Here is a 15,969-nt window from a genome sequence, read left to right on the forward strand (position 1 = left end):
TGGAACTTTTTCGATGAAACAATTATAATGCCGCCCCACAGAAACAGACTTGCTCCCGGCAGTGAAATCTGTCATGTTCCGCGCGCCTAGAATAGGACAGGTATGCTGTCCCAATTAATGCGACGTCAGCGGCACATGCCGGATGACGGGAAAGAAGCAGCAAGTAGGCTGACCGGTCGACGGATCCGGGGAGGATTCGCGGCAAGACGAAACGGGATGTTTCGGCAGCGGTATATCCGCTGCGTCAATGCGACGGTTTGTTTTGACAGGCCGGCGCGGTAATACATCGACAGAGCCGGGGCATTGAGGCCAGGGTTCGCCGAGCCGCATTCTTGATGGGATGCGACCCGAACGGAACCGGACGCTTCAAACCACGGCAGCACTGGGGTAAACAGTGAGGGCGCACATGACGAGAACAGAGCTGACGACCAGCACAGCCATGCAAGCAGGCAACGCGGAGACAAAATCCGCCACAGCCGCAACACTTGCCGAACGACTGGGCACGGCCGCCGACAAAGGGCTCTACAATCCGTCGCGCGAACACGATGCCTGCGGTGTCGGTTTTATTGCCCACATGAAGGGCGCAAAGTCCCACAAGATCATTTCCGACGGCCTGCAGGTTCTGGAAAACCTGACGCACCGCGGCGCTGTCGGTGCCGACCCGCTCATGGGCGACGGCGCTGGCATGCTTGTCCAGATCCCGCACGCCTTCTTTGCCGAAGAAATGGAAAAGGCGGGGACGCCGCTTCCGGAAGCCGGCCACTACGGCGTCGGTTTCGTTTTCATGCCTCAGGACGATGCCCTGCGCGCCAAATGCGAAGAGATCGTCGAGCGGGTCATTGTCGCCGAGGGCGAGGACCTGATCGGCTGGCGCGATGTGCCCGTCGACAATGCGTCGCTGTCCAAGGCGCCGGACATTGCAGCGACGGAACCTGTCTCCCGCCAGGTCTTCATCAAGCGCGCGCGCAGCGAGGACCAGGATGCCTTCGAGCGCCGTCTCTACGTGTTGCGCAAGGTGATTTCCAACACCGTGCGTGCTGAGACCGATGCGGTCGAAAAAGGGTTCTACATCGTCTCGCTGTCCAGCCGGACCATTGTCTACAAGGGCATGTTCCTTGCCTATCAGCTCGGCGCCTACTACGCCGACCTGAAGGACGAACGCTTCACATCCGCACTTGCGCTCGTACACCAGCGCTTTTCAACCAACACGTTCCCGTCCTGGGACCTGTCGCACCCTTACCGGATGGTCGCCCACAACGGCGAGATCAATACCCTGCGCGGCAATGTCAACTGGATGGCGGCCCGTCAGGCGTCCGTTTCCTCCGCACTGCTGGGTGACGATATTTCCAAGCTCTGGCCGATTTCCTATGAAGGCCAGTCCGACACGGCATGTTTCGACAATGCGCTGGAATTCCTCGTCATGGGCGGGTACTCGCTCGCGCATGCGGCGATGATGCTGATCCCGGAAGCCTGGGCCGGCAATCCGCTGATGGACGACAACCGCCGTGCATTTTACGAGTATCACGCGGCGCTTATGGAGCCGTGGGACGGCCCGGCGGCCGTTGCCTTCACCGACGGGCAGCAGATCGGTGCGACGCTGGACCGCAACGGCCTGCGCCCGGCCCGCTACATCGTCACCGACGACGATTTCGTGATCATGTCCTCCGAAGTTGGCGTGCTGCCGGTCGAGGAAGAGCGGATCGTCCAGAAGTGGCGCCTGCAGCCGGGCAAGATGCTTCTGATCGATCTTGACGAGGGCCGCATTGTCTCCGACGACGAGATCAAGCGTGAACTCTCGACGGCCAACCCCTACAAGGACTGGCTCCACCGGACCCAGATCGTGCTTGAGGATCTGCCGGGCGTGCGCCAGCGCGCGCCTGTCGCCGGTGAAAGCCTGCTCGATCGTCAGCAGGCCTTCGGCTACACCCAGGAAGACATCAAGCTTCTGATGACACCGATGGCAACCGTCGGCCAGGAAGCCATCGGCTCCATGGGAACCGACACGCCGATTTCAGCGCTCTCCGACAAGTCGAAGCTGCTTTACACCTATTTCAAGCAGAACTTCGCCCAGGTCACCAACCCGCCGATTGATCCGATCCGCGAGGAACTGGTGATGAGCCTGGTGTCCTTCATCGGACCGCGCCCGAACATCTTCGACCTGAAGGGTCTGTCCTCTTCCAAACGCCTGGAAGTGCGCCAGCCGATCCTGACGAACGAGGACCTGGAGAAAATCCGCGCCATCGGCGACATCGCCGACAACCAGTTCTCCGCCAAGACACTGGACATCACCTACAACGCCGAAAAAGGCTCGAACGGGATGGAAGGTGCGCTTGATGAACTGTGCCAACGTGCGGAAAAAGCCGTTCGCGACGGTTACAACATCATCATCCTGTCCGACCGCCTGATCAGCCGGTCGCGCATTGCCATTCCAGCGCTACTGGCGACCGCCGCCGTGCATCATCACCTGATCCGCAAGGGCCTGCGCACATCCGTCGGGCTCGTGGTGGAAACGGGTGAAGCACGGGAGGTGCATCACTTCTGCGTTCTCGCCGGTTTCGGTGCCGAGGCGATCAACCCGTATCTCGCCTTCGAAACGCTTCTTTCCATGCACATGGAAATGGACTTTCCGGAAGAAGTGGACCAGTTCGAGGTCGTCGAGCGCTATATCAAGTCGATCGACAAGGGCATCCTGAAGGTCATGTCCAAAATGGGCATTTCGACCTACCAGTCCTACTGCGGCGCGCAGATTTTCGACGCTGTCGGCCTCGGGTCGAAATTTGTTGAAAAGTACTTCTTCGGAACCGCCACCATGATCGAGGGCATCGGCCTCGGCGAGGTTGCTGAGGAAACCGTTCTGCGTCATTCGGAAGCCTTCGGCGACGTCGCGATCCTGCGCCGCTCGCTGGAAGTCGGCGGCGAGTATGCCTACCGCACACGTGGCGAAAACCACATGTGGACGCCCGAATCCATCGCACAGCTCCAGCATGCGGTCCGGTCCAAGCTTCCGGACATGTACCGCGCGTTCGCCCAGGAAGTGAACGAAAAGAGCGGCCGCTACGCGATCCGCGGCCTGTTCCGCATCAAGGGCGCCGGTGAAATCGGCCGGTCCGCGATCGACATCGATCAGGTGGAGCCTGCAGAGAGCATCGTCAAGCGCTTCGTCACCGGTGCCATGTCGTTCGGCTCGATTTCGCGCGAAGCCCATACGACACTGGCCATTGCCATGAACCAGATCGGCGGCAAGTCGAACACAGGTGAAGGCGGTGAGGAGCCCGAGCGCTTCAACCCGCTTCCCGACGGTTCAAGCAATCCGCGCCGGTCGGCGATCAAGCAGGTAGCCTCCGGCCGGTTCGGCGTCACCACGGAATATCTGGTCAATTCCGACATGATCCAGATCAAGGTTGCCCAGGGTGCGAAGCCCGGTGAAGGCGGCCAGCTTCCCGGTCACAAGGTCGACGCGGTGATCGCCAAGGTGCGTCACTCGACCCCGGGTGTCGGCCTGATCTCGCCGCCGCCACACCATGACATCTATTCCATCGAGGATCTGGCGCAGCTCATCTACGACCTGAAGAACGTCAACCCCGAAGCGGATATCTCCGTCAAGCTGGTGTCGGAAGTCGGTGTCGGGACGGTTGCGGCCGGTGTCGCGAAGGCACGTGCGGACCACATCACCATTTCCGGTTTCGACGGCGGCACGGGCGCATCCCCGCTTACCTCGATCAAGCATGCCGGCAGCCCGTGGGAAATCGGCCTGGCCGAGACCCAGCAGACACTCGTGTTGAACGGCCTGCGCTCGCGTGTTGCCCTCCAGGTGGATGGCGGCTTGCGCACCGGTCGTGACGTGATCGTCGGTGCCCTCCTTGGTGCAGACGAGTTCGGCTTCTCCACGGCCCCGCTGATTGCCGCCGGCTGCCTGATGATGCGCAAGTGCCATCTCAACACCTGCCCTGTCGGCATCGCCACCCAGGATCCCGTGTTGCGCAAGCGTTTCAAGGGAACGCCGGAACACGTCATCAACTACTTCTTCTACGTTGCCGAGGAAGTGCGCGAGATCATGGCCGGGCTCGGTGTCAGCAAGCTGGACGAGCTCATTGGCCGCTCGGACTTCCTGGACAAGAACGCGGCGATCGAGCACTGGAAAGCCCAGGGTCTCGACTTCTCGCGCATCTTCTTCCAGCCGGATGCGGACCCGGAGGAAACCCGGTGGACGCAGACCCAGGAACACCCGATTGTCGACATTCTCGACCGTCGCCTGATCGCTGCCGCCCAGCCGGCACTGGAGAGCAAGGAACCGACCGTCATCGACGAAACCATCTGCTCGGTCGACCGGTCGGTTGGAGCAATGCTGTCCGGCGAGATTGCCAAACGCTACGGCAACAAGGGCCTCAAGAAACCCGATACGCTCAGGATCAACCTGAAAGGCACGGCCGGACAGGCATTCGGAGCGTTTGTCGCCCGGGGCGTGACCATCGATCTGGTAGGTGATGCCAACGACTATGTCGGCAAGGGCCTCGCAGGCGGCAAGCTGATCGTGCGGCCGCCGCAGAACACCCGCATTGTCGCGGAGAACAGCATCATCGTCGGCAACACCGTTCTATACGGCGCGACCGAAGGCGAATGTTACTTCCGCGGTGTCGCCGGTGAACGTTTCGCGGTCCGCAATTCCGGTGCCGTTGCCGTTGTCGAAGGCGTGGGTGACCACGGCTGCGAATACATGACCGGCGGCGTTGTGGTCGTCATCGGCCAGACCGGACGCAACTTTGCAGCCGGCATGTCCGGCGGCATCGCCTACGTTCTCGACGAGGACGGCTCCTTCGGCACCCGTTGCAACCTGGCCATGGTCGATCTGGAACCGGTCACCGAAGAAGACGACCTTCTGGAAAAGCTGCATCACCACGGCGGCGACATCGAGCACAAGGGGCGTGTCGACCTGTCGTCCGACATGAGCCGGCACGATGACGAGCGCCTGCGCCAGATGCTGACAAAGCATGTCGAGCTGACCGGGTCGACAAAGGCGGCATCGATCCTGGACGACTGGGCGACCTACCGGCCGAAATTCGTCAAGGTGATGCCGGTCGAATACCGCCGTGCGCTGCGTGAAATGGAAGAGCAACGCCTCGGCATGGTCGCCGCGGAATAACCGGAAAACGGAACGATATGGCTCTCGGCCGCCGCCGGCGGCCGATAGAAGCCACTTTGGGAAGACGCAAATTTGAGGAGGTTACCTTGGGCAAGGTCACCGGTTTTATGGAAATCGATCGTCAGGAGCAGAAGTACCAGCCGGCTTCTGACCGTATCCGCCATTTCCGCGAATTCACAATCCCGTTGAACGATCAGGAAGTCGCCAGCCAGGCAGCGCGCTGCATGGATTGCGGTATCCCGTTCTGTCACGGTCCCGACGGATGTCCTGTCAACAACCAGATCCCCGACTGGAACGACCTCGTCTACCAGGGTGACTGGGACATTGCCCTGCGCAATCTGCATTCGACGAACAACTTCCCCGAATTCACCGGACGCATCTGCCCGGCCCCTTGCGAGGAAGCCTGCACGCTGAACCTTGAAGACATCCCGGTCAACATCAAGACCGTCGAACAGGCAATTGCCGACAAGGGATGGGAAGAGGGCTGGATCGTCCCGGAACCTTCCGCACGCAAGACCGGCAAGGCCGTTGCGATCATCGGGTCCGGACCGGCCGGAATGGCAGCTGCACAGCAGCTCGCGCGCGCCGGGCACACCGTCCACATCTACGAGCGGGAACCCAAGGCGGGCGGTCTGCTGCGCTACGGCATCCCCGATTTCAAGATGGAAAAACACTATATCGACCGGCGCGTCGAGCAGATGGAAGGCGAAGGTGTCACCTTCCACTACGGAGTGAATGTCGGCGTCGACACCACGCTTGAAGAGCTTGCCGAACGGCACGATGCGGTCATCCTGTGCGCCGGTGCGGAACGCCCGCGCGATCCGGGCGTTTCCGGCATGGAACTGGAAGGTTGCCACTGGGCAATGAAATATCTCGTCCAGCAGAACCGCCGGGTCGGCGGTGAACCGGAAGGCGACGAACTGCCGATCTGGGCAGGTGGCAAGCACGTCGTTGTCATCGGCGGCGGCGACACCGCCTCCGACTGTGTTGGAACGGCGTTCCGTCAGGGCGCGCTGTCCGTTACGCAGCTCGACATCCGCCCGATCCCGCCGCTCAAGGAAGACAAGATGACGGTCTGGCCCTACTGGCCGACCAAGTTCCGCACGTCGTCCTCGCAGGCGGAAGGCGCCGAACGCGAATTCTCAGCGGCAACACTGGCCCTCGTCGGCGAAGACGGTGTGGTTACCGGCGTCAAATGCGCCCGCGTTGACGAAAAGCGCCGTCCGATCGAGGGCACGGAATTCATTCTGCGCGCGGATCTGGTTCTGGCAGCAATCGGCTTTTCCGGCCCGCTGCTGGATACCTATATTGCCGAGGCAGGTGATCAGCTTGAACTCGACGGTCGCACCAACGTGAAGGCCAATACCGAAGATTACAAGACAAGCCTGGACAAGGTCTTTGCCGCAGGTGACGTGCGCAAGGGTCAGTCGCTGGTCGTCTGGGCCATCCGGGAAGGCCGGCAGGCCGCAAGGGCAGTCGACGAATTCCTGACCGGTTCTTCCGATCTTCCGAGATAACCCGAGAGTGTGAAGGCGGCTCCGGGCCGCCACTCCAAGGTCTACGCACGCAGCGAAGAAGCTGCGTTGCACCTTTTGGAAACTAAGACCCGCTCGGAATGGCTTCTTCCAGGACCGACGTGCCTTCGACCGCCATGCGCGGGTCGTCCACGCGGCCGGGCATGGGCGGCAGCGGGTCGCCCTTGACGAAGAAACGATAGGCCGAGCTGTTTCTGTTGACAGTGCCTTCGTCATCCTCGCCGCCCAGAAGCAGGGCCTCGGGCGACGTTGTCCGGCCCGTCAGCACGATGAAGTTCGGATCGTCCTCGATGCCCTCGAACGCAAGCCCGCCATAACCGCCAAGCAGCCGCAGCAGCTCGCGGTCAACGAAGAACGCGACCTTCTGATACCCCGGCCAGGTGAAGCCGATCCGGTCCTGCGTGCGCAGCCGTGTGTTCTTGCCGTCAACATCCGGGCCGAAAGAGGAATAGCTGCCGTCCTCCGCCAGGAAAATGTCCCAGATATCCACATAGCGGACACGGCGGTCCTCTGTCAGCGACTGGAAGATCGAGTTCAGCTGCGTGAAATCCGCGTTGACCGTCTCCGTATTCGTGGGCGGCAATCCCGCCCAGACGACGGGCTTCTTTTCCTGGCGCACCACGCGCACAAAGCCTTCGACCTTGTTGCGATAGGCGTCGATCCATTCCTGGGTCATGAACTCGACCGGGACTTCGCCTGGAAACGGCTTGCCCAGATCCTGGCGGCCGATCATCACGACCACGGCCTTGACGTCGTCTCCACGTATCTTCGCAAGCGCTCTGGTGCTCCAGTCGGGCGCGCCTTCACCCGCAAAGCCCAGTTTGTCCTCCGTGATCCGCTCGACGCGAATCTGCGGCTTTTCGGAAAAGATGAAATCAAGCCCGTCGGCAACGCCACGTGCCATGCGGTCGCCGACGACCAGGATCACACCGGCGTTTTCGTCTTTGGCCACGGCTTCGTATTTCGGCGGCGTCCCGGCCGCCCGTGCCGGTGCCTTGCGTTTCTTCACCTGCTGCTGGGACTGCTGACCCCGGCGGCGTTCCTTGTTGCCGAAAAGTTTCTGCAAGGGGGAAAACGGATTGAAGCCGCGCAGCAAACCGCTTTGCGCGACAATTATCTCTTTGTCTTCAGCCTGCTGGGCAAAGGCATCAGGAGACGGCCCGAACGAGAGGCACAGCACGGCAACCAACGCAACTCTTGAAAGATGCATTATTGCTTTCGTGCTGAGCTTTGCCTGTCCGGGCATCAATGCCACCGCTCAATCCCGTTGATCCGCCTAACACAGATAAACCCAACAGCGCCGCAGGGGAAGCCACCAGATGCGTGTTGATTTGTGCAGGTGGCATTCAGCCGCCCTGCTTCACCTGCCTCAGCAACATGACCGATGCATATCCGTCCGGCACGAGACCGCGCGATTGCTGGAAGGCACGGATGCCCCTGCGCGTTGCGGGTCCGACCTTGCCGTCTGCGGCACCGACGGAAAAACCGCGCCTGTTCAGAAGGTTCTGCAATTCGGCCGTTTCCGATCGGCTGAGCGGTTTGTGATCCCGCGACCAGTCGCCCGCAAGCGGTCCGCCTCCGATCAGCCGGTCTGCCAGGTGGCCGACGGCAAGGGCGTAGGCCGTCGCATTGTTGTACCGCTTGATCACGTAGAAATTGCGCAACATCAGAAAGGCCGGTCCGCTCGCGCCTGCCGGAAGCACCAGAACAGCCTTGTCGGACGGCCGCGGAAAGCCCCTGCCATTGGAGCGGCCGATGCCGTATTTGCTCCACTCGCCGATCGTCAGGGTCTTCTCGCCATCGGCCAGGTGATAGTCGAAGCCGGACGGCAGCTTGACTTCATAGCCCCAGGTCTTGCCGGTCTGCCAGCCGTGTTTCTTCAGGTAGTTCGCGGTGGAGGCGAGTGCATCAGGGATCGACGTCCAGATATCCCGGCGGCCATCGCCGTCATAATCGGAGGCGTAGGCTTTCCAGCTCGACGGCATGAATTGCGTGTGACCCATCGCACCGGCCCAGGAACCTTCCATGTCCTGAAAGCGGACATGACCCGCCTGAACGATGGCAAGAGCGGTCACCAGCTCCTTGTTCCAGAAGCTCTTCCGTCGCGGCGCCGCATAGGCCAGGGTGGCAAGGGCCTGGATCACGTTGTGCCGGCCCATGAAGCCGCCATAGTTGGTCTCCATGCCCCAGATCGCCAGGACCGCTTCCCGGTCGACGCCATATCTGCCTTCGATCTGCTGCAGGACAATTGCGTATTCCTCCAGCAGCTCGCGCCCCTTTTCAACACGGGTATCGGAAACCGCACTGTCCAGGTAGTCCCAGATCGGCTTCACGAATTCCGACTGTTTTCCCATCAGGCGGATCGTGTCGTCGTCGGGTTTCATCCCGGTGAAGACGGAATTGTAGGTCTGTGAGGAGATCCCGGCAGCCTTCGCCGTCGGCCAGAAGTCGCGCACGAAACGGTCAAACCCGGGATCGGCCTGCGCGGGCACGGCCATGGCGGCAAGTCCGGTTGCCAGGATGGCGCGGCTCGCCAGCCGCCGAAGTCGGGATGTCACGAAAGTCAGTCCAGGCATCAGGGCCTCCTTAAGCCCAAGGGTCCGTGACCCTCATTCGTGTTCGCTTCTGCCCCCGCCCCATGAATGATCGTTGAGTGGTTACTGTACCGTTAATGACGGAACCTGACACCGGCTTCGATCGCATTTTCCGTGTAGTCGCTGCCATCCTCCGAACTGTCGAACCTGCGATGGGTGTAGTCGACGATCAGGGCCGTGTTTCGCGTCAATGCGAAGGTCACGCCGCCAAATCCGGTCAATGTCTTTTCTTCAATCGAAACGCCTTCATACGTCCTGTAACTGTATCCGACACCCGTTTCCGCAACCAGCCGGTCACTGAACGCGTGCGCAACCCTCAGATCCCCCGAATAAATGATCGAGCCGCTGGACGTGTCAATATCGGTGGCGACAAAGTTTGTTCCGAGCCCGGCCGTGACGGTTGTCAGGCGGGAGGGCGACCAGACCAGCGATCCGTCGACAACAAGACCAGACAGGGCGTCCAGACGGTCATCCTCGATATCCTCGATCCGCCAGCCGAGACCGATATTGCCGGTCACCTTAGGACCCGACGCGATGCTGAGACCGCCGCGCAGCTGGTAGCCGTTGGCATCGCGTTTTTCACAAAGGCTGTCACTACAGGAGTCGTCGAAGCGGCGCAGAAGCAGTGATCCCTCAACAAAGGGCGTGAACACGCTGCCGGTATCCATGTCGAGCCGGAGATTGGCCGAGTAAAGCGTGTTGTCGCGCCCGCTGTCGATATCGTCGTCCGAGGTGTAGACACTCCGGTCGAGCCCGACGAACGCCGTCGCCGCAACAAGACCGACGGCGCGCGTCGCACCGAGATCGGCGGTGAATGTCTGGACGTGATCGGCACCGGAAGCCGTTGATTCGGCGCTCCCGTCCTCCTCGCGCGTGTAGGTGTAGGACACACCGGTGTCGATCTGTGTCACATCGTTGAGATCGAGCCTCAGGTCGGCAGCGGCGGACACGTTGCCGTCATTGTCGTCTGAGTTTTCCGGATACCCGGTATAAGAGCCGCGCAGCGACGCGCCGAATTCATGCCGTGACCAGTTTGATGTAAGCGCCAGGTCCGGAGAAATCCGGTAGAGGGCCCCTGCCGTGCCCGAGGAGGAGCGGGCGGTGTTGTCCGTCCAGCCGGTGGCAAGCGTAATTTGCGGCGTGAAGGTGAAGGATCCAAGACGAATGCCGCTCGGCTGATCGAACGTCGTGTCCCCGCCAAAGACGCTGTCATCGACAAGACTGTCCGACAGGGGAACCGAACGGTCCACAGACGCGATTCGATCGGAAAACGGCCGCACCGGCGCGACCTGGCCGTTTGTCCCCAGGCCGCTGGAGCCTTCTTCCGCCTCCGCGCTGTTGAGCGTCCGTCGAAGCGCATAGACGTCGGATTGGGTCGGGTTGGCCCGCGCGCTCTCCGCGGCAGCATCGGCCACGCCTTCCCGCCCTCCGGGGTCATCCGTCCCGCGCAGGTTCGGAAGCGCCGTTTGCGCATGGGACGGCGCCGCCGCAAAAACGGTCAGAAAGGCAAGCAAAGGCAATAAGCGGCGCATTCAGGTATCGAACCGGTCGAAATCGTGATCGGTTTCAAACTGACGAATGATGGTTAATCCTTCGTTTCTTTTTTGCAAAATGACAACGCAACAACGCTTTGCAGACCCGGAGTTTGACCCGAACGTGCTTTCATCCACATGCGCGGCTAATTTGCCGCGCGTCATACCGGTCAAATACGCGCACATCCATAGATTTGGCACAATCTGGGCAGAGACAGTGAATTTGTCGGGAATCTGCGGCGGTTTGGCGGCTGTCGCTCCTTGATCCCCGCCGACGAGTGTTTTAGGTCATACCCTGTTCAGAAAAAGAAAGATCATATGGCTACTCCATCCCCCGGTTCCGTTTCCGATCAAGGCGCTGACAATCTTGCGCAAAGTGTCGTGTCCGCCGAACGGACCCTGGAGACAGAAATCGCGGGATTGAGCGCTGTCAGGGCCGCACTGAAAAACGGTCTTTCCGGCCCGTTCCAACGAACGTTTGAGCTGATCAGCAAGAGCACCGGTCGTGTCATCGTTACCGGCATCGGCAAGAGCGGTCATATCGGCACGAAGATCGCCGCCAGTCTTGCCTCCACGGGAACGCCGTCTTTCTTCGTGCACGCCTCCGAAGCAAGTCATGGCGACCTGGGCATGATCGGCAATGGCGATGTGGTTCTGGCCCTGTCCTGGTCGGGCGAGACACAGGAACTCGCCAGCATCGTGACCTACACCCGGCGCTTCAAGGTTCCGCTGGTGGCCATCACCTCCCGCGAAGACAGCGCACTCGGCCGGGCTTCGGACATCGTCCTGAAGCTGCCAAGCGTCGCCGAAGCCTGCCCCCATGGCCTGGCACCCACGACATCCGCCCTGATCCAGCTTGCCATCGGCGATGCGCTTGCCGTGGCGCTTTTGGAGGGACGCGGTTTCACCGCTCAGGATTTTCGCGTCTTTCATCCCGGCGGCCGGCTGGGCGCCAGCCTCAAATCGGCGCGGGACATCATGCATTCCGGGGACAGACTTCCGCTCGTGTCCGCATCCACATCCATGAGCGAAGGCATTGTCCTGATGACCCAGCGCGGCTTCGGGGTCCTCGGTGTGACAGACGAATTGAACCAGCTGATCGGGATCATTACGGACGGCGATCTGCGCCGGCACGTCTCGGCGAACCTCCTGGAAAAGTCCGCCGGTGATATCATGACCGCGTCGCCGAAAACGGTCGCGCCGGACACGTTGTCGGCGACGATCCTTGAACTGGTGAACAGCCTGTCGATCACGTCCGTTTTCGTGATCGAGGACGGCCGCCCCGTCGGCATCGTGCACCTCCACGATCTTCTGCGGATCGGCGCAGCCTGAAATTTGCCGAAACGGACCGGCAGGCCCCGGTCACAAAACCGTCAGCACGGCTAAAAAAGTTCGTTTTCCATGCACTTCGTCGAAGCGCATTAGGATTTGATTAGCCATAACGGACTTAGACTGCACCCGAGTTTAACTGGCGTTGGTGCCATAAACCTTGGTGTGTGATCAGAATGGATCTGGCGACCCTTATTGGAATCCTGGGTGCGTTTGGCATCGTGTTGACCGCTATTTTCCTTGGCGGCAGCTTCACGCAATTTGTCGATGTGCCCTCGATGCTGATCGTGATCGGCGGCGGTCTTGCCGCCACGCTTGTCCGCTTTCAGCTGTCGGATATCGCGACCGCCTTCGTGACAGGTTTCAAGGTTGCCCTTGCCGGCAAGGGCAACAGCCCGCGGGACCTCATTTCGGAGATCACCAATCTCGGCGAAATCGTGCGCAAGTCCGGTCCGCTCGGACTGGAAAACGTCGATGTCTCGGACCCGGTTCTTGCCAAGGGTGTGCAGTATATCGCGGACGGCTACGAGCTCGAATTCATCAAGGAAGCGATGGAACGGGAGCGGGATCTGCAGCTGTCACGCCTGTCTGAAGGCAAGCGCGTGATGAAGGCGCTCGGCGATTCGGCCCCGGCCTTCGGCATGATCGGAACACTGGTCGGTCTGGTCCAGATGCTGGCCAACATGGACGACCCGGCAGCGATCGGTCCTTCCATGGCTGTCGCGCTGCTCACCACGCTTTACGGCGCTCTTATCTCGAACATCATCTGCCTGCCGCTCGTGGACAAGCTCGATGCGAAATTCGACGTGGATGAACTCAACCAGACGCTGATCATCGACGGTGTGTGCCAGATCCGCGAATCCAAGAGCCCCGCGCTCATCAAGGAAATGCTGGTGGCCTACCTGCCGGAGAAAATACGCGCCGAACTGGCTGAGGCGGCATAACAGTCTAACCGAACGGGCAGGAGTGCATGGCAAAGAAAAAGCAGCAAGGCGGCGGTGGCGCTCCAGACTGGCTGGTAACCTTTGCCGACCTGATGTCGCTGCTCGTGTGTTTCTTCGTCCTGATCATCTCCTTTTCCATTCAGGACAAGGAGAAACTGCAGGTCGTTGCCGGGTCGATGCGCGAGGCCTTCGGTGTCAAGGAAACCTCGCGCCGCACGGGCATTATCGAGGTCGAAGGCATTCCCATCCGGCAATACATGAAAGACATCAGCCAGGTCGAACAGGAAAACGATTCCGACTTCTCGCAGGAGCGGCACGAAAAGCGCCGCAAACAGGGGCCGGAAGCCAACACGCACGACACGCTTGAAGCCGATATCGAAAAACCGCGCCAATTTGCAACGGCCGCAGCCTCCCTGCGACAGGCCTGGCAGGAAATGCCGGAAATCACCGAGGTTTCGAGCAACATCATTCTGGAAGAATCAGACGAAGGCCTGAACATCATGCTGGTCGACCAGGACGGCCGCTCGATGTTCCGCGAAGGATCCAAATATCCCTATGAAACAACACGGCGCCTGATTGCCAAGATGGCACCGGTGCTCGCGCGCATGCCGAATCGCGTCGAAATCACCGGGCACACCACGGCAGGCCAGCAGACAAGTGATCCGAGCTACACCGGCTGGGACCTGTCGAGCGAACGCGCGAATGTCGCACGTCAGATCCTGGCGGAGTACGGGGTGCCCGAGGATCAGTTCTTCGCCGTTGTTGGCAAGGCAGATACGGAGCCGCTATTTCCGAACGATCCCTACCTGGCTGCGAACAGGCGCATCGGCATCCTGCTGAAGGCAGAAGAACCTCCGGTCCCGCCCGGCCACAAGCTTTGACCTTCCCAAGGCGCTGACCTTTCCTCCCGTTCGTTCGTGAGTTCGGCGAGATCGAGCGCGCTTCCTCAGGATGAGGGTGTTCATTCTCGAGTATCGTCATTCCAAATACGCGCCTGCGAGATCTGATGCGCTCGTTGAATCGATGGCGCTGGGGCGGGCAACACGCCCCTACCGTCATTCCAGACAAGTGAGGTGGTACCGAACGCTGATCTGGAATCCAGATTTCTGCTCGCGCCAGAGGCGCGTCGTCTCCCAGGAAATGTGTTTTCGGGTTCGCTCCGCTCACACTGACATCTGGATTCCGGATCAGCGTGCAGCTTGCGCTGCACTTGTCCGGAAAGACGGATCTTTCCATCCGGCCGCCGTCCCGGCCAAGCAAAGCGCAGAGCCGGGACCTCCGCGTTTACAGAGAGGTTCGCTCCACCTCATCCTGAGGAGCACGCTTGCGTGCGTCTCGAAGGATCAGTGGCAAGCTCCGTTCCGTGGAACCCATCCTTCGGGACAGCGCTCACGCGCTTCCTCAGGATGAGGGTGTTCATACTCGAGTATCGTCATTCCAAATACGCGCCTGCGCGATCGGATGCGCTCGTTGAATCGATGGCGCTGGAGCCGGCAACACGCCCCTACCGTCATTCCAGACAAGTGAGGTGGAACCGAACGCTGATCTGGAATCCAGACTTCTGCTCGCGCCAGAGGCGCGTCATCTCCCAGGAAATGTGTTTTCGGGTTCGCTCCGCTCACACTGACATCTGGATTCCGGATCAGCGTGCAGCTTGCGCTGCACTTGTCCGGAAAGACGGATCTTTCCACCCGGCCGCCCCACCGGAGGCAGCGCGGTAGAACCTGCATCCGCTTTTCTGCTGAGACAATCTCCAGCATGGTCGCGGTCAGTGCACACCTGATCCGCCTTTAATCCCCCTGACCGCAAGATTTTCATGTTCCGGTCAGAAATGACGGGGTACAAGGAAGTGTGTGGGGGACGTCCGATTCGAGAGACGTCCGAAGTGTCGAGCTTGTCCCGTCAGCTTTTGCTGACTACTGTTTCCACCGGTGTGCTTGTTTTCGCCCTGACCACACAACCCGCCCGCTCCGACGAAATTGTTGTCGAGGGTGCCGAAACCGCCACCCAGATCATGAATGGTTTTCCCTATGACGCAATCGTCATCACCGGGGATGGCAGCCTCACGACCGATGGTTTCCAGGAACCGGGTGTCTACAGCACCGGCGATGGCCACTCGATTGTCAACAACGGCAGCATTCTTGCCACCGGAGGCGAGTCGGAAGGGATCAGAAGCATTGGCTCCGATGTAACGATCCTCAACACTGGTGACATCCGGACGACTCAGAGCGACTCGAACGCAATCGTCAATTGGGGCAACGACTCACGAATTGCCAACAGCGGCGACATCCAGACCGAAGGCAATTTTTCAATCGCGATTTTCAGCGACGGAAGCGACGTCAGGATCACCAACAGCGGAGACATCAGAACAGAAGGGCAGTCCGCATACGGAATTTACAACTATGGCGACAATGGCACGGTCGTCAACAGCGGCGACATCCTCACGACCGGGCGCTTTGCTTCCGGGATCCTCAACGATGCGGGAAACGAAACCACGATCACGAACAGTGGCAATATCCAAACGACCGGGGCCAACGCCCGTGGAATATTCAATAGCAGAAACAACCTTTCGGTGATCACCAATAGTGGTGACATCCGAACGACAGGGGATCGTGCCGACGGAATTTTGAACTACTATGGTTACGACGCGCGCATCACCAACAGCGGCAACATACGAACAACCGGCGATGATGCTCCCGGTTTTTTCAGCTACTACTCAAGCGGTACAGTCTTCACCAACAGCGGCGTGATCATCAGCGAAAGAAGCGAGGCGATCCATGTTGCCAACGGTTCGGACGGAAGCACCGTCAACCTGAATGCCCCCTCCTTTCTCGGCGGTGCCATCACCTTCGAATCCGAGACAACTCTCAACCTCACCACCGGGGCCTCGCACTC

The 15,969-nt window shown here is 60.4% G+C and carries 8 protein-coding genes and 1 pseudogene; 6 read left to right on the top strand and 3 right to left on the bottom strand.

Annotated features, from left to right (window positions below):
• Nucleotides 1–406: 406 nt before the first annotated feature.
• A complete protein-coding gene (gene gltB / locus RBB49_RS18420) occupies nt 407–5,140 on the top strand; it encodes a glutamate synthase large subunit (protein WP_306144328.1) in 4,734 nt (1,577 codons plus the stop codon).
• An 86-nt stretch (nt 5,141–5,226) separates the two neighbouring features.
• A complete protein-coding gene (locus RBB49_RS18425; protein WP_306144329.1) occupies nt 5,227–6,657 on the top strand; it encodes a glutamate synthase subunit beta in 1,431 nt (476 codons plus the stop codon).
• 82 nt (nt 6,658–6,739) lie between these two features.
• On the opposite strand, the gene RBB49_RS18430 is transcribed toward RBB49_RS18425, so the two are convergent.
• The 3 genes from RBB49_RS18430 to RBB49_RS18440 all read right to left on the bottom strand — a co-directional run bounded on the left by RBB49_RS18430 (nt 6,740) and on the right by RBB49_RS18440 (nt 10,801).
• On the bottom strand, nt 6,740–7,885 hold the full coding sequence (locus RBB49_RS18430; RefSeq protein WP_306144331.1) for a GDSL-type esterase/lipase family protein: 1,146 nt from the start codon (nt 7,883–7,885) through the stop codon (nt 6,740–6,742).
• 136 nt (nt 7,886–8,021) lie between these two features.
• Nucleotides 8,022–9,251: a lytic murein transglycosylase gene (locus RBB49_RS18435; protein WP_306144332.1), complete on the bottom strand. Its 1,230-nt coding sequence runs from the start codon at nt 9,249–9,251 to the stop codon at nt 8,022–8,024.
• A gap of 92 nt (nt 9,252–9,343) precedes the next feature.
• Nucleotides 9,344–10,801, bottom strand: a complete 1,458-nt coding sequence (locus tag RBB49_RS18440; RefSeq protein ID WP_306144334.1) for an outer membrane beta-barrel protein — start codon at nt 10,799–10,801, stop codon at nt 9,344–9,346.
• A gap of 318 nt (nt 10,802–11,119) precedes the next feature.
• Between RBB49_RS18440 and RBB49_RS18445 the strand changes: the two genes are divergently transcribed.
• The 4 genes and pseudogenes from RBB49_RS18445 to RBB49_RS18460 all read left to right on the top strand — a co-directional run.
• Nucleotides 11,120–12,133 (top strand): SIS domain-containing protein, encoded by a 1,014-nt coding sequence (locus tag RBB49_RS18445; RefSeq protein ID WP_306144335.1) that lies wholly within the window; start codon nt 11,120–11,122, stop codon nt 12,131–12,133.
• 173 nt (nt 12,134–12,306) lie between these two features.
• Nucleotides 12,307–13,074: a motility protein A gene (locus RBB49_RS18450; protein ID WP_306144336.1), complete on the top strand. Its 768-nt coding sequence runs from the start codon at nt 12,307–12,309 to the stop codon at nt 13,072–13,074.
• A 26-nt stretch (nt 13,075–13,100) separates the two neighbouring features.
• On the top strand, nt 13,101–13,955 hold the full coding sequence (locus RBB49_RS18455) for a flagellar motor protein MotB (protein WP_306144337.1): 855 nt from the start codon (nt 13,101–13,103) through the stop codon (nt 13,953–13,955).
• Nucleotides 13,956–14,959: 1,004 nt separating this feature from the next.
• A pseudogene (locus RBB49_RS18460) lies at nt 14,960–15,969 on the top strand (hypothetical protein); the annotation flags it as partial.

Origin of the sequence: Roseibium sp. MMSF_3412, from assembly GCF_030733265.1 — a bacterium.
Lineage (GTDB): Bacteria > Pseudomonadota > Alphaproteobacteria > Rhizobiales > Stappiaceae > Roseibium.